The sequence below is a fragment of the Mycobacterium hainanense genome (assembly GCF_041890355.1).
GTDB classification, from domain to species: domain Bacteria; phylum Actinomycetota; class Actinomycetes; order Mycobacteriales; family Mycobacteriaceae; genus Mycobacterium; species Mycobacterium hainanense.
Genome location: NZ_CP169059.1, coordinates 2,277,977 through 2,301,481, shown reverse-complemented (window position 1 = coordinate 2,301,481; position 23,505 = coordinate 2,277,977). Strand labels below are relative to the sequence as shown.

The window sequence follows — 23,505 nt, the reverse complement described above, 5'->3', positions numbered from 1 at the left end:
GTCGAGCAGGTCCAGCCCGCCGGATTCCCGAATTGGCCGCCGGCCTAACGTGCGGCGGCTCACGCGTGCGGCGGCACCGGGCACCAAAACAGGCCGCAGTTGAAGTTGGGCGGTCCGGCCGGCGTCCGTGGGGTGGCATTGATCGGACCGTCCGGCCAGCCGTAGACGGCCCCGCTGTCGGCGTCGACCACGCCACGATAGTCGTAGTAATAGAGGTGGCACACCCCCATGTCCCAGTTGATGAAGTTGTCCGGGACGCGCTCGCCCGGGCACCACTTGCCGCAGGTGTGCCCAGCCGGGCAGTTCCCCCCGACGTGTCCATAGGGGTCGGCTTGCGCCACGCCCGCGGCCAACCCCACGCCAATACCGGCCGTCAGCAACGCGCCGGCCATCCACTTCTTGTTCATGCCGCAAGGTCACAACGGCCGGCCGGCTACCGATCCCATATCGAGGTCAGCCGCCGTGGCCGCCCTTGTGGTTCGCCTCTGTGCTTGTTGCCCGGGCGCCGCGGGTATAGCGCTGGCTCGCTCTCAACGGTCGAACTACTGCCCGCCTTTCAATGACTCGGCCACTTTTTCGCCCTCGGGTGTCAATTGGAACCAGACGGCCAAGTCCCACAGGGTGGGCTCGTCGTAGTGGCCGACGAAAAGGTCGCGAAGGCGCTCCATCGCGGCATCGATCGAGAGATCCCAAGGCACCACTCGTTCATCGGAAGCACCGAGTATGTCTCCGATCTTCATGAGGCCGTCGTCGAGCAGGGATCGAATCGTGCGCAGCACCAAGTTTTGCTCGTCCTCGACCGTATCGGCGAGGCGGTGACGTCTCATGACGGATGTGACCTGCGCCATCGGGACACACATTGCCTGCCCGTCGAGCAGGAGCTCCTTGCGCAGGAAGTCTTCGGCATTCATTCCCGGCTTGTTGTGCCCCAAATGCCGGTCATCGGGCTGAGTCATCATTTTCTCCGACGTAGCAGTTCTTTATGTTGTTAGCTTCGGTCGTCATTCCTGTGGGCCTTCGAATTCTTCGGGAATCTCGCCGAGAAGCGGCCACTTGTGGTCCAAAGTATGCGGAATATGGATGGGATGCGGGCCTGTTGCGGGGGAGTTTGGGGGCAGCCCGCCGAAACCTGGCATTGCTCCCCCACCCTCCGGGATGCCTGGGGCGGGTTTAAGAGCGGGCGGGGCTTCGACGGGCGCACGGACTGGTGCCTGCGGGGTGACAGCAGGTTCTCCGGACACAGGCGGGCCAGCGGGACGCGGCGGGGAGGGCGCTATTTCCGGTACACCACCTCTCGGATTGATGTGAACTTTTGTATAGCCACCTTGACCCGGAATGTTGATGTCAACAACCCGTTTTCCGTTGGACTCCGCGGTCCAGCGCTGCCCGATCGTCGTGCCGTCAGGTAACGCGTATCGAATCCCTTTGCTGGGGTCGCCGTACCCGTTCGGCATTTCGACTCCGTGCTGTTTGGCCCAATTCCACAAGTTCTCGAGATCTTTCGGAGAACGCACTTCCCTGACATCTGGTCGATCGCCGACAGGCAGTTTGTCAAGCACCCGACGGATATCGTCACCGCTGGGTGCGCCGGTAGGCCCAGGGTTCGGTTCGCCGTTGCCACCGTCTTGTTTCCAGACGCGATCGACGGCGTAGATATGGCCATTGCGGGCTGGCGGAGGGGCGATAGAGGCGGGAGGTTGCGGGAACGTGTCGCGGATTCCGGCCACGGCGGCGGTGATTTTGCTGGCGACTTGCTGGTCCAGCCCAACCAGTTGCGCGGCGCTTTGACGGACTTCGCCGGCGAATGCCTGTGCTGCGGCGCGCCGGGCGGCCCGCTCCGCGGCTGACCCACCACCCACACGGTCGGTGACCGAAAGGTCCTCGCCCACTTCGAATCCCGCTGAACGAGCGTCGTCTACCGCGTAGCGAACTCTGGATCGGGCCGCATACAGATCCGAGGCCCCGCTTCGAGCGACCCGGGCTGCCGCCTGCAGTTGGTCGACTGCCGCACTCGTGGCTTGTAGGTCGGCATGCGTCGCGCTACGTAACTTGTCGGCGGCTTCGCCGCGCCAATCGACCGAGGCGCCTTCTCGCCAGACCTGGTGGAGCACCGCATAGCTGCGCTCGCCAACGGCCTCCCAGTGAGCGGCCGCCTCGGTGAGATGGTCGGTGGGCCAAGCCAACAGCGCCGACAGACTAGGAGCCACTCCCATCGCCATCGCTACACGCTGGTCACCGAGGGAATTACCGCAGCGAAGTCCGTGGCAGATTCAGCTTCTTGGGCAATGTAGCGGGTATCGGCTTGACCGACGCCGAGGGCGCGTGCGCGCACCTGCGCGGCCAGCTCCGCGGTGAACGCCGCAACATCAAAGTGGGCACCGTTGACGGCGGCCGCGCTGGGCTGACATGACAACCCAAGCCCCGTCGGCGCGGCCGTGCCGCCCAGACCGTCCACCAATACGCCCCAGCGGGCCGCCATAGCTCTGAGACCGGCGCCGTCCACATGCATCGTTTGCTGCACGGTGCGAGCGTAGGTTGCACGTCACGCGCCTGCCAGTCACCCAGATGCCCCTGAAACCCGGCCAAAATCAGCCGCCGTGGCCGCCTTTGTGCTTAGGGCCCCCGTGACCGGGCGGACCCGGTGGGGGCGCCGGCTGCGGGGTGCTGCTCGGTGTGGTGGTGGCGGTGGTCGTCGGTGGCGGCGTCGGCGTGGTGGTCGTCGTCGTGGGAGTCCGCGGTGGCGCCGAGAACGGCGGATCAATGGCAAAGAGCAGCAGCGCCAGCACGAACGCGGCAGCAATCGCCGCGATCCACCACTTGCGCCGCGGGCTATCCGGCTCCAGCCGCGCGGGCGTATACGTCAGCACCGCGGGCGGCGGCGCCTCCATCACCCGGGTGCCGGTGGGCATCACCGGCGGTGGGGCGCCGACCAGCGCGGCCCGCATCGCGGCAGCCTGGTCGAACCGCACGGCGGGGTCGCGCGCCATCGCGCGCTCGATCGCGGCGGCGAGCGGCGGCGGCACATCCGGGCGTAGGGCGGCCAGCGGTGGCGGCGACTCCTGCAGGATCGCGCGCGCCAGCGCGCCGAGGTCCTCCTGCGGGAACGGCCGCCGCCCGGTCAGCGCCTCGTAACCCACCACGCCGACGGCATACAGGTCGTCGAGCACCGTGGCCGGCTTGGACGTCAGCCGCTCGGGGCTCAGGTAGGCCATGCTGCCGACGACTTCGCCCGCCCTGGTGTAGGCGGCACCGGACGTCTTGGCGATGCCGAAGTCGGCGAGCTTGGGTTCACCCGCGGCGGTGAACAAAATATTGCCGGGCTTGACGTCGCGGTGCAGGATGCCGGCGTGATGCGCCTCGGCCAGGGCGTCCAGGACGCCGTCGAGGACGGCGTGTACGAAAGGCACTGGCAGTGGCCCGCGGGCGATGTGGTCGGCCAGCGTCACCCCCGGCAGTCGCTCCATGACGATGAACGGCAACCCGTAATGCTCGCCGACGTCGTGGACCACCACGACGTGCCGCCCGGTCAGCCGCGCGGCGACGCGCGCCTCGGTGTCGAACCGCGAGCGGTTGTCCGGCCGGTCGGCCACGCCGGGATAGAGCAGCTTGATGGCGACGGGCCGGTTCAGCTTGCGGTCCCACCCTTCGCGCACCTCGGCCATCGCGCCGCGGCCCAGGACGCCGCGCAGTTCGTAACGACCGTCGCCGAGGAGACCGCCTGGCACCAGGAGCACCCCGTTACTGCCCTGGCCGCGGTAGGACTGAGTTCCTTGGAGGTCCGTGGCGATCTCCTGTCAGAAAGCTGACTGCCCTGCTGGTTTCGAATAACCACACGATCCCAGATCGAAACCCGCTACTCGACAGGCGTTAAACAGTTGCGGGCTTCTGAACCGCCCCCGCATACTCGCCGACGAAGCCGTTCCGCAGCCACCACCTGGGCTCCGCGTACTCGAAGATCTCCTCGGTCAGGGTGCGAGTCCGCACCGACTTCTTGACGGGAAAAGGATTCAACCCCGACTTGTATTCGACCCCGACCATGGCGGGGGCGTCCGGGCGGCCTCTTCGGGGCAACAGCTCGAAACCGGCCTGCGTGAGCAGGGTGTTCAACTCCGCGGGGCGCGGGAATCGCCGAAAGTCGTGGTTCGGCCTGTGCAGGCCGAACACGAACATCGGTCCGACGGTAACGAAACACAGCCACGTGAACACGTTGCGGTCCGGTGCGACGTAGAACATCCGGCCGCCCGGCCGCAGCGCGCCGAAGACGCTGTCCATCAGGCGGCGGTGCTCGGTGCAGTGATCGAGCACCCCGTGCAGATAGAACAGGTCGAATCGATTGATGCCCAACACCTCTGGGTCACGCGCATCGCCGACGACGAAGGTCACCCCGTCCACGTCGGCGAAGCGCTTGCGGGCCGCGTCGATGGATTTGTAGTCGACGTCGATGCCCACGATCTCCCACTGCCGCAACTCCGGATACCGTCTGAGCAATCCGTCGATCGCCCCGCCGGTGCCGCAACCGACCACCGCCATCCGCGGGCGCTGACCCTCGGCGGAGGGAAGATAGTCGCGCAGGAATTCCCAGGCGGCATAGTCGAGTTCGCCGACGAGATCGGCGGTGAAGCGCCACTGTTCGCTGACGTCGGCGTTGGAGAAGTAGCGGACCCCGCGCTCGATCGTGCCGTTGCTGATCCGCATGAGCGCGCGGTCGATGATCGAATAGCGATATTCGGGCTCGCCTGTTGCATCGTTGGTCCGCTCGCGATCGAGGAACTCGAAGTAGCGCCGCTCCTCGGGCCCGATCGGCGGCTCCCACGACAGGGCATGCACGAGGACGCGTTCGCGGATCCACGAGTCGATCACGCGGCCGTAGACGACCGTGTCGAACAGCATGAGTTGATGGCCGCCGCCGGGCATCATGAAGAAGTCCTTGGTCCCGCCGATCCGCTCGAAGCACGCCCGGCAATGCTCCGCGCTGACGATCTCGTCGTGTTCCCCGCAGGTGACCAGGACGGGTTTAGTATTGGCGCCGGCGGGTTTTGGTGGCACATAGTTGAACACCGAGTGGTAGCTCTTGAGCCCGTACCGCCAGACGTAGAACGGGTCTTTCTTCTTCGTGTCCAGCAGCCCAGGGTCTTCCTGATAGGCCGCATTGAAGTCGATGACCCGTGTTAATGGCACGCGCAGCCGATCGCCAAAAATCTTGACCGCCCAGTTCGCCAGGCGAGACTGGAATAACCGGATCGCCGGGCTCATCGGTACCTCGTGGTTCAGCAGGATGTTCATGCACACGCCGGCCTTGACGGCCGGGCACGCGTCCAGGGCGTGGAACGCGACCTCCCCACCCTGGCTCGCGCCGTGCAGGACGACGGGAAGCGACGTGCGCCGCGCCGCGTAATCCGTGACGGCCCTGGTGTCTTCGAGGAAATCTTCGAAGCTGAACACGCCCCGCCGGCCTTCGGTGCGGCCGTGCCCGGTCAGGTCGAACGAATAGACGGCCGCCCGGTGGTTTCGGCGCATGTGTTCGGCGAACGCGTCGTAACCCTCGCTGTTGCCGGCGGTGCCGTGCACCAACACCAAAACATAGTCGGCGCGGGGATTGTCGTAGCGGCGCACGAAGATTCGTTTGCCGCCGGATCCGGCCACGGCGTCTTCGACCATCGGCCGAGCGATGACGTTCGTCATCGCCGGGGTTCCAATCCTTCGGTTATGCGGGAGGCGAGCAATTGGGCAAACACGTCGAAGTCGCGGCGGAAGTCCGACGTGTCCGAAACGAACGGTCGCTGCATGGACATGCCCAGCAGCACGGTCTCGAAGAGCCGCACCGACTCGTCAATCACCCGCTGCGGCACGCCGTCACCGGCGATGCGGCGCAGCCCCAGGCCGAACTGCCGACGCTGAGTATCGCGATAGTCGACATACGCGGTGCGCAGGAACTCGTTGTGGTTGGCCGCCGCGGCGAACTCCACCATGAAGGTGACCGCGTCGAGGTTGTCGATGAACAAGGCGTACATCAGGTCGGCCGCCCCGGTCAGGCCCTCCCGCACCGACAGCCGGTGCAGTAGGTGGCTCGCCGCTGTGGCGAAAATGCGCTTGGCCATGTCGTCGATCGCGGCCTGGAAAAGCTTTTCTTTGGTTTCGAAGTGGTAGTGCAGCAGCGTCTGCGAGACGCCCGCCTTCGTCGAGATCAGCTTCATCGAGGACTTTTCGTATCCGTGCGCGCAGAAGCATTGGATTGTCGTCTGCAGGATGCGTTGCCGGGCGTCCCCGGCAGGCACCTCGGGCTTGGTCACCGCCGCGGTCAACATCGCCCCGTCTCCTCATATCCGCTTTCGGCCAAACGTACTGCCTGATCGATCAGTCAGGCAAGGTACGCTGTCAGCTGATGCGACCGAAAATCACCCTGACCTTTGACAACGGCCCAACCGCCGGTGTCACGGACGTGGTTCTCGACATTCTTGCCGAGCGCCAAGCGCACGCCATCTTCTTCGTCGTCGGCGAGAACGCCTCCACGCCGGCGGGGCGTCGGCTGCTCGAGCGGACCGTGCGCGACGGGCACCGGATCGGCAATCACTCCTTCACCCACGGCCGGCCCCTTGGCGAACTCTCTGCGGACGAGACCCTGCGCGAAATGCGCGCCACCCAAGAGCTTTTGGACGAGTTCGGCGATGCCGATCGCTACTTCAGGCCGTGGGGAACGGGGGGCGCACTCGAACGACGCTGCCTGAATCCGACGGCGATCGACCACCTCATCGCGGAAAAGTACACCTGCGTCCTATGGAACAGCGTCCCCCGCGACTGGACCGACCCGAGTGGCTGGGTTAGCCGGGCGCTCGCCGATGCCCGCAACCACCAGCACACCGTGGTCGTCCTGCACGACCTGCCCACCGGCGCGATGGAGCAGCTGCCCACCTTTCTCGACGAACTCGACGACTACGGCGTCCAGGTCACCACCGAGATCCCCGACGAGTGTGTGCCGATCGTCCGCGGCCAAACGCGAGTACCCGTCGATCACCTGACCCCGGCGATAGGCTGAATCTTCATGAGCGACATGACCGCGCGGTTCGCCGAGATCGTCGGCCAGCACAACCTGCTGACCGGTGACGCCATCCCCGAGGACTACTGGCACGACGAGGTGTTGACCAAGCCGCCGCAACGGCCGGCGTTCGTCGCCAAACCGGCTTCCGCGGAAGCGGTTTCGCAGCTGCTGAAGGCCGCCTCGGATAACCAGGTGCCGGTGACGGCCCGCGGCTCGGGCACCGGCCTGTCGGGCGCGGCGATCCCGCGGGCCGACGGGCTGCTGATCTCCTTCGAACGCATGAACGCCGTCCTCGAGGTGGACACCACCAACCAGGTCGCCGTCGTCCAGCCCGGGATCACGCTCACCGAGCTGGACGCCGCGACCGCCGACACCGGCCTGCGCTACATGGTGCACCCCGGGGAGCTGTCCTCCAGCGTCGGCGGCAACGTCGGCACCAACGCCGGCGGCATGAACGCGGTCAAGTACGGCATCGCCCGCCAGAACGTGCTCGGGCTGCAGGCGGCGCTGCCGACCGGAGAACTCATCCGCACCGGCGGCAAAATCGCCAAGATCTCCACCGGCTACGACCTAACCCAACTCATCGTCGGCTCCGAGGGCACCCTGGCGCTGGCCACCGAGGTGACCGTCAAGCTGCACCCGCGGCTCGACCACAACGCCGCCGTGCTCGCCCCGTTCGCCGACTTCGATCAGGTCATGGCGGCGGTCCCCAAGATCGTGGGAAGCGGCCTCGCGCCCTACATCCTGGAGTACATCGACAACGTGACGATGGCCGCGCTGGTGCACACCCAGAACCTGGAGCTGGGCATCCCCGACAGCGTCCGCGACAGCTGCGACGCGTATCTGGTTGTTGCGGTTGAGGATCGCACCGCCGACCGGCTGGACGAGGACGTCGAGAAGGCCGGCGAGCTGCTGGCCGAACTGGGCGCGGTGGACGCCTACGTGCTGGAAGGCGGTTCGGCGCGCAAGCTGATCGAGGCGCGCGAGAAGGCGTTCTGGACGTTGAAGGCCGTCGGCGCCGACGACCTGATCGACACCGTGGTGCCGCGCGGCGCGATGCCCAAGTTTCTCTCGGCCACGCGCGGCCTGGCCGCGGCCGCCGGTGGCGCCGCGGCGGGCTGCGGGCACGCCGGCGACGGCAACGTGCACCTGGCGATCTTCTGCAAGGACCCCGACGCCCGCAAGAAGCTGATGACCGACATCTTCGCGCTGGCAACCGAATTGGGCGGAGCGATCTCCGGCGAGCACGGCCTGGGGCGGGCGAAGACGCCCTACTTCCTCGAGCTGGAAGACCCGGTCAAGGTCGACCTGATGCGCCGCATCAAACACAGCTTCGACCCGGCAGGCATCCTCAACCCCGACGTGGTGTTCGCGGGTGCTTAACCGATAACCGGCAGTGGGCGGGTTTCGGCGCGGCCCACTTCCCGGCGATTCCGAGGGAAACCGCGGCTCGGTGAAGCCGCACACACAACCGGTGGTTGTGCCCTCACAACGGCGCGACCTCTACTCCCCTACGCCTAACCCCTGCACTATGAAGCCATGAGACGTGGGCGCAACGGAGCGCCCGCTCTCACCTCTGACTGACAACATCATCGCGTCGATGCCGCGGCCAGCAGCCCACAGCCCGAGCACCGCGAAGGAGACACCAATGACCACAGCACGTCCCGCCAAGACCCGCAGCGAGGGCCAGTGGGCGCTGGGTGACCGCGAACCGCTCAACGACACCGAGAAGATAAAGAACGACGACGCGCCGCTCAACGTCCGCGACCGCATCGTCAACGTGTACGCCAAGCAGGGCTTCGACAGCATCGACCACTCCGACCTGCGCGGCCGGTTCCGCTGGATGGGCCTGTACACCCAACGCGAGCAGGGCTACGACGGCAGCTGGACCGGCGACGACAACACCGACAAGATCGAAGCCAAGTACTTCATGATGCGCGTCCGCACCGACGGCAAGCCGTTGACGGCGCACTCGATGCGCACGCTGGGCCAGATCTCGACCGAATTCGCCCGCGACACCGCCGACATCAGCGACCGGGAAAACCTGCAGCTGCACTGGATCCGCATCGAGGACGTCCCCGAGATCTGGCGCCGCCTGGACAAAGTGGGGCTGCAGACCACCGAGGCCTGCGGCGACTGCCCGCGCGGCATCCACGGTTCGCCGCTGGCCGGCGACTCGCTCGACGAGGTGCTCGACCCCACGCCGGCGATTGACGAGATCGTCAGGCGCTCCCTGAACAACCCCGAGTACGCGAACCTGCCGCGCAAGTACAAGACTGCGGTGTCCGGCCTGCAGGACGTCTCCCACGAGACCCACGACGTCGCGTTCGTCGGCGTCAACCACCCCGAGCACGGCCCCGGCCTAGACCTTTGGGTGGGCGGCGGCCTGTCGACCAACCCGATGCTGGCCCGGCGGGTCGGCGTGTGGGTCCCGCTGGACGAGGTGCCCGACGTTTGGGAGGCCGTGACCCGGCTGTTCCGCGATTACGGTTACCGGCGGATGCGGGCGAAGGCGCGATTGAAGTTCCTGATCAAAGACTGGGGCGTCGAGAAGTTCCGCGAGGTGCTGGAAACCGAGTACCTCAACCGCCGACTCATCGACGGCCCCGCGCCCGCGCCGGTCAAGCAGACCATCGACCACGTCGGCGTGCAGAAGATCAAGAACGGGCTCAACGCGATTGGCGTGGCCCCGATCGCCGGACGCGTGTCGGGCGCGACGCTGTCGGCGGTGGCCGACCTGATGGAGAAGGCCGGCTCCGACCGCGCCCGGCTGACCCCGTTCCAGAAGCTGGTCATCCTCGACGTGCCTGACGCCTTGGTCGACGAGACGGTCGACGCGCTGGACGCGCTGGGCCTGCCGTCGCGCCCGTCCGCGTGGCGCAAGAACACCATGGCCTGCACCGGCATCGAGTTCTGCAAGCTGTCTTTCGCCGAAACCCGGGTGCGCACACAGACTTTGGTGCCCGAGCTGGAACAGCGCCTGGCCGACGTCGATTCCAAGCTCGACGTCCCGATCAGCGTCCACCTCAACGGGTGCCCAAACTCGTGCGCGCGCATCCAGGTCGCCGACATCGGCTTCAAGGGCCAGTGGATCGACGACGGCCACGGCAACTCCGTCGAGGGCTTCCAGGTCCACCTGGGCGGCGGCCTTGGCGAGGCCAGCGGGTTCGGCCGAAAGTTGCGCCAGCACAAGGTGACCAGCGACGAGCTCGGCGACTACATCGACCGGGTGACGCGCAAGTTCCTCGAGCAGCGCGACGGCGGTGAGCGCTTCGCGTCCTGGGCCCTGCGCGCCGACGAGGCCGACCTGCGATAGGAGCTGATGACCACGCCATGGTCGCGATGAACTTCACCGAAGAGCAGCTGCGCAAACTGGAGCGCAACGTGCTGGTCAATCCGCTGGTTGAGGAGGGCTACCCGTCGATCGGCTGCGCGCCCCGCACCAGCAAGCCGGCCGAGGGTGACGATCCTCGCAGCGGGCGCTGGCGGGGACGAAACAAGATCGAATGCGGGTTGCACGCATCATGAGCACACTCGTACTCACCGCTCACGGCAGCCGGGACCCGCGCTCGGGCGCCAACGCGCGGGCACTGGCCGACCGGCTGGCCTCGATGCGCCCCGACCTCGACGTGCGGCTGGCGTTCCTCGAGCTCAACGAACCGAACTTCGTCGACGTCCTGGCCGGCCTCCCGGACAGCCGCCGCGCGGTGGTCGCCCCGTTCCTGCTGGCCAGCGCCTACCACGCCCGCCTGGACATCCCGAAGCAGATCGCCGAGGCCGGAGCCCACGGCGTCCGCCAGGCCGACGTGCTCGGCGAGGACGAGCGGCTGGTGTCCGTGCTGCGCGAACGCCTGGCCGAGGTGGGCGTCTCGCCCGATGACGACGACCTCGGCGTGATGGTCGTTGCGATCGGCTCGTCCAACGCCGCGGCGAACGTGCGTACGGCGAAGGTGGCGTCCAGGCTGGCCATCGGCACCCGCTGGGTCGGGGCCACCACGGCCTTCGCCACCCGGCCCGAGGCGTCGGTCGCCCGCGCCGCCGACCACCTGCGCCGCCGCGGCGCGCGCCGGCTGGTCATCGCGCCGTGGTTCCTGGCGCCGGGACTGCTTACCGACGGCGTCTCAACCTTCGCGCGGGACAACGGAATTCCGTTGGCCGCGCCGCTGGGCGCGCACCGGCTGGTCGCCGAGACCGTGCTGGACCGTTACCACGAGGCGCTGGAAGCCGACGCCGCCGCCTGAACGCCGACTTGTTGCGGGTAAACACACCGCGAATCGCGGAACCGTTTACGCCTTCACCCGGCTGACGATGTGGCTCACCATGTCTCGCACCGCCCCGGCCGGCGGGGTGCGCCCGCCCACCCAGATGGCACGAAACTTGCGGCGCAGGTCCAACTTCGGGATGGTCACCGTGCTCAGCCGGCCGACCGCCAGGTCGTCGGCCACCGCCAGCCGGCTCATCGCCGCCGGCCCCGCCCCGGCGAGCACGGCCGCGCGCATCGCGGCGGCCGACGTCAGCTCCAGCACCGGCGCGGCTTGTTCCATGTCCTCGCCCAGCACCCGGCGCAGCGCCACCGTCAGCGAATCCCGAATGCCCGAATGCGGTTCGCGGGCAACGAGCGGGGTCTGCGCCAGTTCGCGGGCGGTCACCGCCCGTCTCGTCCACTTGTGACCCGGCGGCACCACGATCACCAACTCGTCCTGGCCCACCACGCACGTGCCCAAACCCTTTGGTGTGCCGGGGTTTTCGACGAAACCCAGATCGACGCTGCCGTCACGGACCGCCGCGATGGCGTGCTCGCTGTTGGTGGCCGTCAGAATCACCTGCGGTGCGGAGCCGCCGCGCCGCGTCGCCTCGGCCTGCAGGGACAGCAGCCAGTGCGGCATCAGCTGCTCGGAGATCGTCTGACTGGCCGCCACCCGGACCCGCTCGCGACCCTCCTTGCGCAGCGAGCCCATGCCCACGTCGATCTCGGTGGCGACCTCGAGCAACCGTCTCGCCCAGTCCGCGACGACCAGACCCGCCGGCGTCAGCTGCGAGCCACGCGTCGTGCGCACGGCCAGCGTGACCCCGATCTGCGCCTCCATCGACGCGAGCCGGCGCGAAATGGCCTGCTGCGTCAGCCCGAGTTCACGTGCCGCGCGGCCGAGGCTGCCGGTCTCGGCGATCGCCAGAAACACCTCGAACGAGGCGAGCTCGGGCATCCTGGGGCTGAGCGGCATGGCTGATCACATCACAATCAATTCGTGTGACACAACGATAGCTTGTGACTCCACAACGCCGCGGGCCCTACCCGCGGCCGGTCGCGGCAAGAACCATCGAAGGGATGACCCTGGCCGGTAGCGCATCGGCCGCGCTAAATTAGCCAGCCGGACAAGGAAGGACAACGCTCGTGGCCTACGTGATCGCCGAACCCTGCGTCGACATCAAGGACAAGGCGTGCATCGAGGAATGTCCCGTCGACTGCATCTACGAGGGCGCGCGGATGCTCTACATCCACCCCGACGAGTGTGTCGACTGCGGAGCGTGCGAGCCGGTGTGCCCGGTTGAGTCGATCTACTACGAGGACGACGTGCCCGCCGAGTACAGCGAGTACACCCAGATCAACGCCGACTTCTTCACCGAGCTCGGCTCCCCCGGCGGCGCGGCCAAGCTCGGGCTGACCGAGAACGATCCCGCCCCGGTAAAAAACCTCGAAAGCCGCGCCGAGGCCACCTAGGCTCCCAACACCGGGACCGCCCCGGCCGTCGTCGGCCTAGTGTCCTGAGTCGTTAATTCGTCGGCAGTAGTTGGCGATGCTGTCCAGGATTTGGTCGGCGGTCTTGGTCCACACGTAGGGGCGTGGATTGTCATTCCAGGTGTCGATCCAGGCGCGGATGTCGGCGTTGAGTTGTCGTACCGAAGTGTGGGTGCCGCGTCGTAGCTTCTTGGTGGTCAGTTCGGCGAACCAGCGTTCAACGAGGTTGAGCCATGACGAGCTGGTGGGGGTGAAATGCAAGATGAATCGGGGGTGATTGATCAGCCAGCGCTGGACCGCCGGGGTCTTGTGCGTGGAGGCGTTGTCGAGCACGACGTGGCAGTCCAGATCGGCGGGGACCTCGGTGTCGATCTTTTTCAAGAACGCCAGGAACTCCTGGGACCGGTGACGCGAGTGCAGTGATCCGATCACCTTGCCGGTAGCCAGATTGAGCGCGGCGTACAGGCTCGAAGTGCCGTGGCGGACGTAATCATGGGTGGCGCGTGTCGGAGTGCCGGGCAGCATCGGAAACACCGGCGCGGTGCGGTTGAGCGCCTGGATCTGGGTCTTCTCATCGACGCACAGCACGATGGCCCGCTCGGGGGGATCCAGGTAGAGACCGACGATGTCGCGAACCTTGGCCACGAACAACGGGTCCTTGGACAACTTCCACGAATCCTGTTTGTGCGGTGCCAAACCGAACGCCCGCCAGACCCGCGACACCATCGACTGGGATAGTCCTAGATGGTCGGCCATCGACCGCGTCGACCAGTGCGTGGCATCCGTGGGTGCCGTCTCTAGCGTTGCGGTGATCAACGCTTCGATCTGCTCATCGCCGACCACACGAGGCCGGCCCGGTCTCGGTTCATCGAGCAATCCGTCGCAGCGCTTCTCGGCGAACCGGTTGCGCCACTTACGAATCGTGCCCCGGTCGAGTTCGAGCCGTTCGGCGACCTCGACATTACTGCCGCCATCAGCGCACGCCAGCACGATTCGGGCACGCAGAGCCAACCCGGCAGCACTGTTCCGTCGCCGAACCCAGCCTTCCAACTCAATACGTTCATCGTCGGTCAACACGATCGTGGCAGCATGCGGCGACGGCATCACCCATACTAACAAGAGCGGGCGAATTAACGACTCAGGACACTAGCCGCCACACCTCGTAAGGTGAGCCCATGCAGACAGGTCGAATCATGCATGTCGTCCGGCAGATAGCGTCGCTCGTGGTCACGGCGGTGACCGCGGTGTCCACGCTCAACGCCTACCGGCCGTTGGCGCGCAGCGGATACGCCTCGCTCTTCTCGTTCATCTTCGGCGTGGTCGTCACCGAGTTGCCGCTGCAGACACTCGCCAGCCAGCTCGGGGGTTTGGCGTTGACCGGCCGACGCCTCACCCGGCCGGTGCGCTTCGCAGCGTGGACGGTGGCGGGCGCGTCCGCGCTGGGACTGCTGAACTTCAGCCGCGCCGGGCACCAGGCCAACATTCCACTGACTGAGGCGTTGGACGAGGGCCTGGGCGCGTCTCGTCTCACCGAATCCGGAGACCTGTGGCGCCGGCCGGCCGGAGGTGGAACCGCCAAAACGCCGGGCCTGCTGCGGATGATGCGCATCTATCGTGACTACGCCCACGACTCCAACATCAGCTACGGCGAATACGGCAGCGCCAACCACCTGGACATCTGGCGTCGTCCCGATCTGGACGCCACCGGCAAGGCCCCGGTGCTCTTCCAGATCCCGGGCGGCGCCTGGACGACCGGAAACAAACGCGGACAAGCCCATCCGTTGATGAGCCACCTCGCGGAGTTGGGCTGGATCTGCGTGTCGATCAACTACCGGCACAGCCCGCGCAACACGTGGCCCGCCCACATCGTCGACGTCAAACGCGCGCTGGCCTGGGTCAAGACGCACATCGCCGAGTACGGCGGCGACCCCGAATTCATCGCCATCACCGGCGGTTCGGCCGGCGGCCACCTCTCGTCGCTCGCCGCGCTCACGCCCAACTTCCCGGAATTTCAGCCCGGGTTCGAGGACGCCGACACCCGAGTACAGGCGGCCGTGCCCTTCTACGGCATCTACGACTTCACCCGGTTCAACGATGCGATGCATCCGATGATGCCGGCGCTGCTGGTCAAATCCGTTGTCAAGCAACGGCCGTCGACCAACATGCAGCCGTTCATCACCGCTTCACCCATCAACCACGTCTCCGCCGACGCTCCCCCGTTCTTCGTCCTGCACGGCAGCAACGATTCGTTGGTGCCCGTCGAGCAGGCGCGTGCGTTCGTCGAACAACTGCGGAAGGTCAGCGCCCAGCCCGTGGTGTACGCCGAATTGCCGTTCACCCAACACGCTTTCGACATCTTCGGTTCGGCCCGCGCGGTGCACACCGCGGTCGCCGTCGAGCAGTTCCTGGCCGAGGTGTACGCGACGCGCCGTCAGGCCAATGTGGCTTAGCCGCCCAACATTTGGGCCACCACGCCGGCGATGATGGCCTCCGGCTCCTGCGCGATGCCGACGCTGTGCAGCTCGCCGCCGATGGCCAGGGACGCGACGCCGTGCACCAGCGACCACAGCGGCGCGGCGAGTTCGCGCGGGTCCTGACCACCGACGGCGCCCGCCGCCTGGCACGCCGCGATCGCGTCCAGTAGGTCGCCGAACGCCTGCTCGCCGGCGACGGCGAGGTCGGGATGGTCGGCCTTCGACAGTTCGGCGCCGAACATCACCCGGTAGTGGTCCGGGTGCGCGACGGCCCAGCGCACGTAGGCGCGGCCGAGGTCGGCCACCCGCTCCTTGGGCTCCTTGGCGGAGGAGGCCGCGGCCAGTTCGGCGTGCAGGTCGCGAAAGCCCTGCTCGGCCACGGTCGCCAGCAGCGCGGCCTTATCCGCGAAGTGCCGGTACGGGGCGGCGGCACTGACCCCGGCGCGCCGCGCCGCCTCGGTGAGCGTGAAACCCTTCGGCCCCTTCTCCGCCACCAGCGACAGCGCGGCGCTGGTCAGCGCCCGTTTCAGGTCGCCGTGGTGGTAGCTGTCCCGACGCTTCACGCCGGTCGGCGACTTTCGCTCACGTGCCATGTTGACGAGATTAACATTACGGACTATGTTAAAGCCATTCACATCGCACGAAGGGGACGAAATGGACCAGCAACTCATGACCCCCCGCGCGGGCGACCGCGATCGGGAAAGGGCGGCCGCACGCCTCGGCCAGGCGCTCGCGCAGGGCTACCTGGATCTCGGTGAGTACGACCAGCGGGTGCAGGCAGTGTTCGGTGCGCACACCACGGGCGAACTCCGGGAGCTCCTCGCCGACCTGCCGGTCGAGCGGATCCGGCGAGCGGACCCGCGCCGCCGCGCCGCCCGCGTCGAGGCCGCCCGCCGCAGCGTGCGGATTCACCTCGCCGGCTACCTCGCCATGACCGTCATCGTGCTCACCGTGTGGGCGGCCGTCGCCGCGACCACCGGCGCCACGTACTTCTGGCCGATCTGGCCCATCCTGGGCGCCGGCATCGGACTCGTCAGCCACGCGCTGGGCATCCACCCCGCCGTGAAAACCGTTGCGAAGTAAGGGGTAGCCATGTCGTTGGCCGTCATCACCGGCGCCAGCTCCGGGTTGGGCGCAATTTTCGCCGACCAGCTGGCACAGCGAGGCATGTCTTTGGTGCTCGCCGGGCGCGACGAAGCCCGGCTGAACGCGGTGGCGCGGCGCGTCGGGCAGCAGGTCGAGCTGGTCGTCGGCGACCTGGGCACGCAGGCCGACGTCGGCGCCCTGGTGGCCCGGCTGGACGGGCAGGAGGTCGACGTGTTGGTCAACAACGCCGGCTTCGGTACTTACGGGCCGTTCGCGGAGGTCGACGCCGGGCGCGAGCATGAGCTGGTGGCGGTCAACGTCGACGCGTTGGTGCGGCTGACTCACGCGGTGTTGCCCGGCATGCTCGCCCGCCGCCGGGGCGGCATCCTGAATGTGGCCTCCACCATCGCCTTTCAGCCCGGGCCGTATCAGGCCACCTACGGCGCGTCGAAGGCGTTCGTCTTGTCGCTGAGCCAGGCGCTATGGGCCGAGACCCGCGGAACGGGTGTGACGGTCACGGCGCTGTGCCCTGGGCCCACCCGCACCGGCTTCGTCGACGCGCTGGGCTCGGACGTCTCGCACACCGCGATCTATCGCCGGCTCGCGGCTCCCGAACCCGTCGTGGCCGCCGGGCTACGCGCACTGGACCGGGGCCGCGCCGTCGTCGTGCCCGGGTGGCGCTATCGGGCGATGGTCACCGGGTCGCAGTTGCTGCCCGGGTGGGTGTCGGCGCTCGTCGGCGGGCGCATGCTGCGGCCCGCCGCGGCGTAGCGAAAACTGTCGAGCCCCTAGTCCTTGGGGCGCACGCCGACCGCCCGGTACACGAACACGGGTTGCACCGGAAAACGCAGCGTCGTGGTCGGCAACTTTTCCAGCACCTCGTCGGGGATCGTCTTGCGGTAGTTGAGCTTCATCGACCCGCTGAAGGCGGGATCGACGCCGTGCAAGTCGATTTCGAGCTTGAGGCCCTTGCCGGTGATCGTGGCCCTGGCCGGCCCCTTGCTGGTGTCCCACGGGCAATCGATCGATCGCAGGTTGGAGTCCCCGCGCGCGGGAAGCGTGGCGAGGATCCGTGCGGTGGTGAACGCGAACGCGCCCGTGTAGCGGGACACACCCGAGGCCGAATAGACGCCGGGCACGTGGCCGCCGAAATGCCGGTTCACCCCGACTTTGCCCGCGCTGAAGATCATGCCCTCGGCTTCGAGTTCTTCGCGCAGCGGCGCGGGCAGTTTGCCGATCTCGGACAAGTTGCGGAGAAAGCCGAACACGACCAAGACCGTAGCCCGAGCGCGACGCGCTCGCATTGGTTTGCCAGAGCGTTTACTGCACCGTGACGTTCGCCGTGTACGTGCACGACGGTTTGGTGTCCTTGTCGACGAAGCTGGTGTAGGCGGTGCCGAGTGTGGTGCTCCCCGGCTTCAACGCCGCAAATTTCCACACCTCGGTGCCGGGGGCTCCCAGCGCGTCGGAGCTCGGCGGCACGAACTCGTGGCTCTCCTGCTTGAGGACGCCGGGGTCGCCGATCTTCATCTCCGGCGCCCACCGGTACGGGGTGGTGTAGTTCGAGCCCAGCTTCACGACGAGCGTGTTGCCGACGGCCAGGACGATGCTCTGCGTGACGACGCTTTGGGTGAGCACCTCGTTCATCGGCACCTCGAGCGTCTTGGTCGACGGGGGGTTCCTGGACCCGAAATGGCAGCCCACCAGCATCGGCGAAACAAGCATCGCGACGGTCACCAAGAGCTTGATCTTCCCGACAGTCATCGAGCCAATTATGGCCTGGAGCTTCGTTGGCTTGCCGCCGCCCAACTCAGCCCCGATTGGCGCAAGTCGCGGCGCGGCGGCGACGGGACGGATTGCTGGTGCTGCGATTGCTGCTGAGTCTGCGACCGGTCCAGGCTTCTCGAATTTGATATCACCGGTGCTATCACTTTCGGGAGCCACCGCATACCTCCCGTGTGCGTGAGACCGCCCGCACGACGGGCTGACCTCGGGGGCCGGCCAAACCCCACGCCGCGCAATCCCATCATGTCCGGCAGTATGGGCAGGTGTTTGGCCTCGTCCTGATCGTTGCGCTCGTCTCGACCGTCATCCTCGGGACGGTTCTCGGCAGGCGCTATCGCGTGGGTCCCCCGGTGCTGCTCATCTCGCTCGGCGCCTTGCTGGGTCTCATCCCCAGCTTCGGCCACGTGCACGTCGACGGCGAGGTCGTGCTGCTGCTGTTCCTGCCCGCGATCCTCTACTGGGAGGGCATGAACACCAGCTTCCGCGAGATCCGCGCCAACGTCCGCGTCATCGTCTTGCTCAGCATCGCGCTGGTGATCGCCACCGCGGCCGCGGTCTCGTGGACGGCGCGCTCGCTCGGCATGGACCCCCACGCGGCGGGCGTCCTGGGCGCCGTGTTGTCCCCCACCGACGCCGCCGCCGTGGCCGGCCTGGCGAAAAAGCTGCCGCGCCGGCAGCTGACCGTCCTGAAGGCCGAGAGCCTCATCAACGATGGCACCGCGCTGGTGCTGTTCGCCGGCAGCGTCACCGTGGCCGTCGGCGGGTCCGCCATCACGCCGCTCGAAGTGAGCAGCCGGTTCGTCCTTTCCTACCTCGGCGGCATCGCCGCCGGGCTGCTGGTCGGTGGGTTGGTAGTGCTGGCGCGCAAGCGAATCGACGCGCCGCAGGAGGAAGGGGCCATGAGCCTGCTGACGCCGTTCGCGGCGTTCCTGCTGGCCCAGGCATTCGACTGCAGCGGGGTGGTCGCGGTGATGGTGTCGGCCCTGGTCCTCACCTACGCCGGGCCGGTGGTGATCCGAGCCCGCTCCCGCCTGACGGCCTTCGCGTTCTGGGACATCGCGACCTTCCTGCTCAACGGCTCGCTGTGGGTGTTCGTCGGCGTGCAGATCCCGGGCGCGCTGCACGGCACCTCCCAGGTCGACGGGGGCCTACGTCACGCCGCCTACATCGCCCTGGCCGTCACCGGTGTGGTGATCGTCTCCCGCATCGTGTGGGGCGAAGTCACCACCGGCCTGATTCGCCTCATCGACCGCCGCGAGACCCAGCGTGAGCGCCGCGCCCCTTGGCGCCAGCGCTTCGTGATCGCGTGGGCGGGATTCCGCGGGGCCGTGTCGCTCGCCGCGGCGCTGGCCGTCCCGGCCACCAGACTGAACGGCACGCCCTTCCCCGACCGCAGCCTGCTCATCTTCATCGTGACCTTCGTAATCTTGGTCACCGTCTTGGTCCAGGGCAGCACGCTGCCCGCCGTGGTCCGCTGGGCCAAGATGCCCGACGACCTCACGTACGTCCAGGAACTGGAAATGGCCCGCTGCCGGGGCAGTCAAGCGGCGCTGGACGCGCTCCCAACCGTCGCCGACGAGGTCGGCATCAGCGAGCAGTTGCTGGCGCGGCTGCGAAAGGAATACGAAGAAAAGGCCGCATTGGTCAAGGCCACCGAAGACGGGTCTACCAACCACAAACTGGTCAAGGGCAAGGAGAAGGTGCGACAGGTGCGCCTGGGCGTGCTCGAACACAAGCGACGCGAGATCACCGCGCTGCGCAACCAGAACCTGATCGACGACATCGTCCTGCGCGAGCTGCAGAACGAGATGGACCTCGAGGAAGTGCAATTGCTCGACGCGGCGGACGAGGAGTAAGCCCGTCGGTCGTCGACCGTACAGTCGGCCCCATGTTGCAGACGGTGGCGATCCGCGGCTATCGCTCGCTGCGCGAGGTGATCCTGCCGCTGGGTCGGCTTTCGGTGGTCACCGGCGCCAACGGCGCGGGCAAGTCGTCGCTGTACCGCGCGCTGCGGCTGCTGGCCGATTGCGGCCGCGGGGAGGTGATCGCCTCACTCGCCCGGGAGGGGGGCCTGCAGTCCGCGCTGTGGGCCGGCCCCGAGGAGCTCAAGGGAGCCCGCCGCACCGGCAAGGCCGAGGCCACTGTCCGCACCCGGCCCGTGTCGCTCGAATTGGGCTTCGCCTCAGACGATTTCGGCTATCTGGTCGACCTGGGCATCCCGCAGATGGCGGGGATCAAGTCGGCGTTCGGCCGCGATCCCGAGATCAAGCGGGAGGCGCTGTTCGCCGGGCCGGTGCTGCGCGTCAGCACGACGTTGGTGCGCCGCACGCGCGACTTCGCCGAGGTGAGCGCGGAGTCCGGCCGCGGGTTCGACGAGCTGTCCCGCTCGTTGCCGTCGTACCGCAGCGTGCTGGCCGAATACGCCCACCCGCACGCGCTTCCCGAACTCGCGGCCGTGCGCGAACGGCTGCGTGGCTGGCGGTTCTACGACGGCTTCCGCGTCGACGCCGGCGCGCCGTCGCGGCACCCGCAGGTGGGCACCCGCACCCCGGTGCTCTCCGATGACGGCAGCGACCTGGCCGCCGCGATCCAGACGATCATCGAGGCCGGCTTCGACGACCTGAGCCGCGCCGTCGCCGACGCGTTCGACGGCGCGACCATGTCGGTCGCGGCTCATGACGGGCTGTTCGACCTGCAGCTGCGCCAACGCGGCATGCTTCGCCCGTTGCGCTCGGCCGAATTATCAGATGGCACACTGCGATTCCTGCTCTGGGCGGCGGCGCTGTCCAGCCCGCAGGCGCCGTCGCTGATGGTGCTCAACGAACCGGAGACCTCCCTGCATCCGGACCTGGTGCGGCCGCTCGCGGGGCTGATTCGCACCGCCGCCGCGCGGACGCAGGTCCTGGTGGTCACCCATTCCCGGGCGCTGCTCGAATTCCTGGACACCGTGCCGGTGGCCGACGCCGACGGGGGTGAGCGAGCCGTCGAAATCGAGCTGTACAAGGAGTGGGGTGAGACGCGCGTCGCCGGTCAGGGCCTGCTGACCGCGCCGCCGTGGGACTGGGGCAAGCGCTAACGACCGTTCGCGCCCCGGCGCACAGGGGCGCCTTGGTCTCTAAATTTGCCCGATGGGCATTATTGCCCACTATGCAACTTTTGCGTAGGGTGGTCGTCGTGACCGAACAGCCGCGCGGTTTGCGCGAGCGCAAGAAGGCCGACACTCGGCGCGCCCTCAGCGACGCCGCGCTCAACCTCGCCTTCGAACGCGGACTGGACAACGTCACACGCGAGGAAATCGCGAACTTGGCCGGAGTCTCGTTGCGCACCTTCAACAATTACTTCGCCGGCAAGTATGAGGCACTCGCCTACCGACAGACCGAACGCATGCGCCGCAGCCTCGCCGCGCTGCGGCAGCGCCCCCGGGACGAACCGCTGTGGACGTCGATCACCCACGCCGTCCTCGCTCCTCTGCAGGAGGACATGAGCGACGAAGACCTGATCCCCAGCCGCCAGGAGCTCGTCGAAGTGCGAAAACTTCTGATGAACCCGCAGGTGCGTAAGGCGTTGCCACAGCAGCTCTTCGACGAATGGCTCGAGGTGATCGCCGAACGCACCGGCACCGATCCCGAACGCGACCTGTATCCCCGGCTGGTGGTGGCCGTCGTGCGCGCCGTCGGCGACGCGGCGGCCGAGACCTACGTGCGGGCGGACCCGCCGGTTGCCATCACGAAGTTGATCCGCGACGGCCTGGCCGCCGTCGCCGCGGGACTGCCCGAGCCCGCTAAGCGCAAGGAGACCCGCCATGACTAACGAACACGCGGACATCGTCATCGCGGGTGCCGGTCCCAACGGGCTGATGCTGGCCTGCGAGCTGGCGCTGGCCGGCATCCGGCCCGTAGTGCTGGACCCGTTGCACGGGCCCAGCTCCGAGCCCAAGGCCAACGGCCTTGTCGGACAGGTGGTTCGGACGCTCGACATGCGCGGCCTGTATGAGATGGTCACCGGCGACCCTAACCCGCCGCAGCCGGTCTACGGGTGGATCTTCGCGGCCATGACGCTGAACTTCTTCGGCATGCCCGACAACCCGATGTACGCGCTGGCAATCCAGCAACCCAGGCTGGTGCGGCTGCTGGAGAAGCGGGCGCGTGATCTCGGAGTCGACCTGCGGTGGGGGCACGCACTCGCCGGCCTGCGCCCGGAGCCGAATTCCGTTGAGATCACCGTGTCCTCGGCGGAGAGCGAGTACCGCGTCGCCGCCGGGTATCTGGTGGGCGCCGACGGCGGGCGCAGCCTGGTCCGCAAGGCGGTGGGCATCGAGTTTCCCGGCTACACATCGCAGACCGTCGGCAGGCTCGCCCACGTGCACATCCCTGACGGGCTCCGCCGGGCCGACGGCGGCCTCGACGTCCCCGGATTCGGCCGGATCGGGTTCGGCCACAACCGGTTCGACAGCGGCGGCGTCATCTTCGCCGAGTTCGAACCCGGCCGCTCGCTGTTCGGCACCATCGAGTTCGCGCCGCCGGTCGAGGACAAACCGATGACCTTGGCCGAACTGCGCGACAGCGCACGTCGCATCCTCGGCGTGGATCTGCCGTTCGAGGAACCGAAAGGCCCAGGGCCGCATGCCCTTCGCCGCATCAATGGCCAGAATACCCGGCACGCCGAGCACTACCGCGACGGACGGGTCCTGCTGATCGGCGACGCCGCCCACGTCCACAGCGCCATGGGCGGCCCAGGCCTGAACCTGGGCCTGCAGGACACGATGAATCTGGGCTGGAAGCTCGCGGCCCACCTCAACGGCTGGGCGCCCGCCGGATTGCTCGACACCTATGAGTCCGAACGGCACCCCGTCGGCGAGCGGGTCATGATGCACTCGCTGTCGCAGACCGCCCTGATGGCGCCGGGACCCGAAGTGGCCGCGCTCCGCGCGCTCTTGGGCGAACTTTTCGCCCTGCCCGACGTGGCCAGGCACATGGCGGCGTTGCTGGCCGGCACCGACGTGCGCTACGACGTGGGTGACGACCACCCCTTGTCGGGGTGGCCCGTGCCCGAGCTGACGCTCGCGGACGGCCGGCGGGTCACCGAATTGCTGCACGCGGCGCGCCCGGTGCTGCTCGACCTCGATGGCGGCGTGGGAGCCACGGCGTCGGGCTGGGCCGACCGGGTGGACATGGTGACCGCGACGATCGACGACGCACCCGCCGCGGCGCTGCTGATCCGGCCCGACGGATACGTCGCCTGGGCGGCGAGCGATTTCGGGCCGGCCGACCAAGCGGGCCTGCACGCGGCGTTGCGGCGCTGGTTCGGGCCCGAGTCCAGCGGGTAGGGCGCGCCTTTAGCGATTAGGTCTCCGCCGTTGCGCGTGCGCCTGTGGCGGCGTCGCTCGG

Annotated in this window: 24 protein-coding genes and 1 pseudogene; 13 read left to right on the top strand and 12 right to left on the bottom strand. The window is 67.7% G+C overall.

The annotated features are described in order from the left end of the window. Positions 1-59: 59 nt before the first annotated feature. The 7 genes from ACEL92_RS10780 to ACEL92_RS10750 all read right to left on the bottom strand — a co-directional run bounded on the left by ACEL92_RS10780 (position 60) and on the right by ACEL92_RS10750 (position 6,305). Positions 60-407, bottom strand: a complete 348-nt coding sequence (locus tag ACEL92_RS10780; RefSeq protein WP_374025553.1) for a hypothetical protein — start codon at positions 405-407, stop codon at positions 60-62. Between the two features lie 135 nt (positions 408-542). Next, the gene (locus ACEL92_RS10775; RefSeq protein ID WP_374025552.1) at positions 543-956 is read right to left on the bottom strand and encodes a hypothetical protein; all 414 of its coding nucleotides are present in this window, start codon (positions 954-956) and stop codon (positions 543-545) included. A gap of 45 nt (positions 957-1,001) precedes the next feature. Continuing rightward, positions 1,002-2,219, bottom strand: a complete 1,218-nt coding sequence (locus ACEL92_RS10770; RefSeq protein WP_374025551.1) for a hypothetical protein — start codon at positions 2,217-2,219, stop codon at positions 1,002-1,004. 2 nt (positions 2,220-2,221) lie between these two features. After that, positions 2,222-2,521: a hypothetical protein gene (locus ACEL92_RS10765; RefSeq protein WP_374025550.1), complete on the bottom strand. Its 300-nt coding sequence runs from the start codon at positions 2,519-2,521 to the stop codon at positions 2,222-2,224. A gap of 67 nt (positions 2,522-2,588) precedes the next feature. Then, a complete protein-coding gene (locus tag ACEL92_RS10760) occupies positions 2,589-3,725 on the bottom strand; it encodes a serine/threonine-protein kinase (RefSeq protein WP_374025549.1) in 1,137 nt (378 codons plus the stop codon). 142 nt (positions 3,726-3,867) lie between these two features. After that, complete coding sequence (locus tag ACEL92_RS10755; RefSeq protein ID WP_374025548.1) at positions 3,868-5,682, bottom strand: alpha/beta fold hydrolase; 1,815 nt, start codon at positions 5,680-5,682, stop codon at positions 3,868-3,870. Next, a complete protein-coding gene (locus ACEL92_RS10750) occupies positions 5,679-6,305 on the bottom strand; it encodes a TetR/AcrR family transcriptional regulator (RefSeq protein WP_374025547.1) in 627 nt (208 codons plus the stop codon). The genes ACEL92_RS10755 and ACEL92_RS10750 overlap by 4 nt, the downstream gene beginning before the upstream one ends. Positions 6,306-6,382: 77 nt before the next feature. On the opposite strand from ACEL92_RS10750, the gene ACEL92_RS10745 reads away from it, so the two are divergent. The 5 genes and pseudogenes from ACEL92_RS10745 (at position 6,383) to ACEL92_RS10725 (ending at position 11,277) form a co-directional block, all read left to right on the top strand. After that, positions 6,383-7,033 (top strand): polysaccharide deacetylase family protein, encoded by a 651-nt coding sequence (locus ACEL92_RS10745; RefSeq protein WP_374025546.1) that lies wholly within the window; start codon positions 6,383-6,385, stop codon positions 7,031-7,033. 6 nt (positions 7,034-7,039) lie between these two features. Then, the gene (locus ACEL92_RS10740) at positions 7,040-8,419 is read left to right on the top strand and encodes an FAD-binding oxidoreductase (RefSeq protein ID WP_374025545.1); all 1,380 of its coding nucleotides are present in this window, start codon (positions 7,040-7,042) and stop codon (positions 8,417-8,419) included. Between the two features lie 265 nt (positions 8,420-8,684). Beyond that, the gene (locus ACEL92_RS10735) at positions 8,685-10,352 is read left to right on the top strand and encodes a nitrite/sulfite reductase (protein ID WP_374025544.1); all 1,668 of its coding nucleotides are present in this window, start codon (positions 8,685-8,687) and stop codon (positions 10,350-10,352) included. Positions 10,353-10,417: 65 nt separating this feature from the next. Next, a pseudogene (locus tag ACEL92_RS10730) lies at positions 10,418-10,564 on the top strand (phosphoadenosine phosphosulfate reductase); the annotation flags it as partial. Further along, entirely contained in the window at positions 10,561-11,277 is a 717-nt protein-coding gene (locus tag ACEL92_RS10725; protein ID WP_374025543.1) for a sirohydrochlorin chelatase, read from the top strand. The pseudogene ACEL92_RS10730 and the gene ACEL92_RS10725, both read left to right, overlap by 4 nt. A 45-nt stretch (positions 11,278-11,322) precedes the next feature. On the opposite strand, the gene ACEL92_RS10720 is transcribed toward ACEL92_RS10725, so the two are convergent. Continuing rightward, positions 11,323-12,258 carry a LysR family transcriptional regulator gene (locus ACEL92_RS10720; RefSeq protein ID WP_374025542.1) on the bottom strand — a complete coding sequence of 312 codons (936 nt, stop codon included), beginning with the start codon at positions 12,256-12,258 and terminating at the stop codon, positions 11,323-11,325. Between the two features lie 170 nt (positions 12,259-12,428). On the opposite strand from ACEL92_RS10720, the gene fdxA reads away from it, so the two are divergent. Then, positions 12,429-12,755: a ferredoxin gene (gene fdxA, locus ACEL92_RS10715; protein WP_374025541.1), complete on the top strand. Its 327-nt coding sequence runs from the start codon at positions 12,429-12,431 to the stop codon at positions 12,753-12,755. A gap of 36 nt (positions 12,756-12,791) precedes the next feature. Here fdxA and ACEL92_RS10710 read toward each other — a convergent pair whose 3' ends face one another. Beyond that, positions 12,792-13,877, bottom strand: a complete 1,086-nt coding sequence (locus ACEL92_RS10710; RefSeq protein WP_374023967.1) for an IS630 family transposase — start codon at positions 13,875-13,877, stop codon at positions 12,792-12,794. 71 nt (positions 13,878-13,948) lie between these two features. Between ACEL92_RS10710 and ACEL92_RS10705 the strand changes: the two genes are divergently transcribed. Continuing rightward, positions 13,949-15,223 carry an alpha/beta hydrolase fold domain-containing protein gene (locus ACEL92_RS10705; RefSeq protein WP_374025540.1) on the top strand — a complete coding sequence of 425 codons (1,275 nt, stop codon included), beginning with the start codon at positions 13,949-13,951 and terminating at the stop codon, positions 15,221-15,223. Here the strand turns inward: ACEL92_RS10705 and ACEL92_RS10700 are convergent. Next, the gene (locus tag ACEL92_RS10700) at positions 15,220-15,840 is read right to left on the bottom strand and encodes a TetR/AcrR family transcriptional regulator (protein ID WP_374025539.1); all 621 of its coding nucleotides are present in this window, start codon (positions 15,838-15,840) and stop codon (positions 15,220-15,222) included. The genes ACEL92_RS10705 and ACEL92_RS10700 overlap by 4 nt on opposite strands. 61 nt (positions 15,841-15,901) lie before the next feature. On the opposite strand from ACEL92_RS10700, the gene ACEL92_RS10695 reads away from it, so the two are divergent. Further along, positions 15,902-16,330, top strand: coding sequence for a DUF1707 domain-containing protein (locus ACEL92_RS10695; protein ID WP_374025538.1), 429 nt, complete (start codon positions 15,902-15,904; stop codon positions 16,328-16,330). Positions 16,331-16,339: 9 nt separating this feature from the next. Then, positions 16,340-17,104, top strand: coding sequence for an SDR family NAD(P)-dependent oxidoreductase (locus ACEL92_RS10690; protein WP_374025537.1), 765 nt, complete (start codon positions 16,340-16,342; stop codon positions 17,102-17,104). A 17-nt stretch (positions 17,105-17,121) separates the two neighbouring features. On the opposite strand, the gene ACEL92_RS10685 is transcribed toward ACEL92_RS10690, so the two are convergent. After that, complete coding sequence (locus ACEL92_RS10685; RefSeq protein ID WP_374025536.1) at positions 17,122-17,601, bottom strand: hypothetical protein; 480 nt, start codon at positions 17,599-17,601, stop codon at positions 17,122-17,124. A gap of 52 nt (positions 17,602-17,653) precedes the next feature. After that, positions 17,654-18,097: a protease inhibitor I42 family protein gene (locus tag ACEL92_RS10680; protein WP_374025535.1), complete on the bottom strand. Its 444-nt coding sequence runs from the start codon at positions 18,095-18,097 to the stop codon at positions 17,654-17,656. Between the two features lie 284 nt (positions 18,098-18,381). Between ACEL92_RS10680 and ACEL92_RS10675 the strand changes: the two genes are divergently transcribed. From ACEL92_RS10675 to ACEL92_RS10660, 4 genes are all read left to right on the top strand, one after another. Further along, on the top strand, positions 18,382-19,974 hold the full coding sequence (locus ACEL92_RS10675) for a Na+/H+ antiporter (RefSeq protein WP_374025534.1): 1,593 nt from the start codon (positions 18,382-18,384) through the stop codon (positions 19,972-19,974). A gap of 32 nt (positions 19,975-20,006) precedes the next feature. Then, complete coding sequence (locus ACEL92_RS10670) at positions 20,007-21,194, top strand: AAA family ATPase (RefSeq protein WP_374025533.1); 1,188 nt, start codon at positions 20,007-20,009, stop codon at positions 21,192-21,194. A gap of 71 nt (positions 21,195-21,265) precedes the next feature. Continuing rightward, positions 21,266-21,928 (top strand): TetR/AcrR family transcriptional regulator, encoded by a 663-nt coding sequence (locus ACEL92_RS10665; protein ID WP_374025532.1) that lies wholly within the window; start codon positions 21,266-21,268, stop codon positions 21,926-21,928. Continuing rightward, positions 21,921-23,444 (top strand): FAD-dependent monooxygenase, encoded by a 1,524-nt coding sequence (locus ACEL92_RS10660; RefSeq protein WP_374025531.1) that lies wholly within the window; start codon positions 21,921-21,923, stop codon positions 23,442-23,444. Before ACEL92_RS10665 ends, ACEL92_RS10660 begins: the two co-directional genes overlap by 8 nt. The last annotated feature ends 61 nt before the right edge of the window (positions 23,445-23,505 follow it).

What these genes read in the sequence shown, in the direction of transcription:
- ACEL92_RS10780 (WP_374025553.1), bottom strand. Translation starts at nt 407, where the DNA reads ATGAACAAGAAGTGGATGGCCGGCGCGTTGCTGACGGCCGGTATTGGC.
- ACEL92_RS10775 (WP_374025552.1), bottom strand. Translation starts at nt 956, where the DNA reads ATGACTCAGCCCGATGACCGGCATTTGGGGCACAACAAGCCGGGAATG.
- ACEL92_RS10770 (WP_374025551.1), bottom strand. Translation starts at nt 2,219, where the DNA reads ATGGCGATGGGAGTGGCTCCTAGTCTGTCGGCGCTGTTGGCTTGGCCC.
- ACEL92_RS10755 (WP_374025548.1), bottom strand. Translation starts at nt 5,682, where the DNA reads ATGACGAACGTCATCGCTCGGCCGATGGTCGAAGACGCCGTGGCCGGA.
- ACEL92_RS10750 (WP_374025547.1), bottom strand. Translation starts at nt 6,305, where the DNA reads ATGTTGACCGCGGCGGTGACCAAGCCCGAGGTGCCTGCCGGGGACGCC.
- ACEL92_RS10745 (WP_374025546.1), top strand. Translation starts at nt 6,383, where the DNA reads ATGCGACCGAAAATCACCCTGACCTTTGACAACGGCCCAACCGCCGGT.
- ACEL92_RS10740 (WP_374025545.1), top strand. Translation starts at nt 7,040, where the DNA reads ATGAGCGACATGACCGCGCGGTTCGCCGAGATCGTCGGCCAGCACAAC.
- ACEL92_RS10735 (WP_374025544.1), top strand. Translation starts at nt 8,685, where the DNA reads ATGACCACAGCACGTCCCGCCAAGACCCGCAGCGAGGGCCAGTGGGCG.
- ACEL92_RS10725 (WP_374025543.1), top strand. Translation starts at nt 10,561, where the DNA reads ATGAGCACACTCGTACTCACCGCTCACGGCAGCCGGGACCCGCGCTCG.
- ACEL92_RS10720 (WP_374025542.1), bottom strand. Translation starts at nt 12,258, where the DNA reads ATGCCGCTCAGCCCCAGGATGCCCGAGCTCGCCTCGTTCGAGGTGTTT.
- ACEL92_RS10710 (WP_374023967.1), bottom strand. Translation starts at nt 13,877, where the DNA reads ATGCCGTCGCCGCATGCTGCCACGATCGTGTTGACCGACGATGAACGT.
- ACEL92_RS10705 (WP_374025540.1), top strand. Translation starts at nt 13,949, where the DNA reads ATGCAGACAGGTCGAATCATGCATGTCGTCCGGCAGATAGCGTCGCTC.
- ACEL92_RS10700 (WP_374025539.1), bottom strand. Translation starts at nt 15,840, where the DNA reads ATGGCACGTGAGCGAAAGTCGCCGACCGGCGTGAAGCGTCGGGACAGC.
- ACEL92_RS10695 (WP_374025538.1), top strand. Translation starts at nt 15,902, where the DNA reads ATGGACCAGCAACTCATGACCCCCCGCGCGGGCGACCGCGATCGGGAA.
- ACEL92_RS10690 (WP_374025537.1), top strand. Translation starts at nt 16,340, where the DNA reads ATGTCGTTGGCCGTCATCACCGGCGCCAGCTCCGGGTTGGGCGCAATT.
- ACEL92_RS10680 (WP_374025535.1), bottom strand. Translation starts at nt 18,097, where the DNA reads ATGACTGTCGGGAAGATCAAGCTCTTGGTGACCGTCGCGATGCTTGTT.
- ACEL92_RS10670 (WP_374025533.1), top strand. Translation starts at nt 20,007, where the DNA reads ATGTTGCAGACGGTGGCGATCCGCGGCTATCGCTCGCTGCGCGAGGTG.
- ACEL92_RS10665 (WP_374025532.1), top strand. Translation starts at nt 21,266, where the DNA reads ATGCAACTTTTGCGTAGGGTGGTCGTCGTGACCGAACAGCCGCGCGGT.
- ACEL92_RS10660 (WP_374025531.1), top strand. Translation starts at nt 21,921, where the DNA reads ATGACTAACGAACACGCGGACATCGTCATCGCGGGTGCCGGTCCCAAC.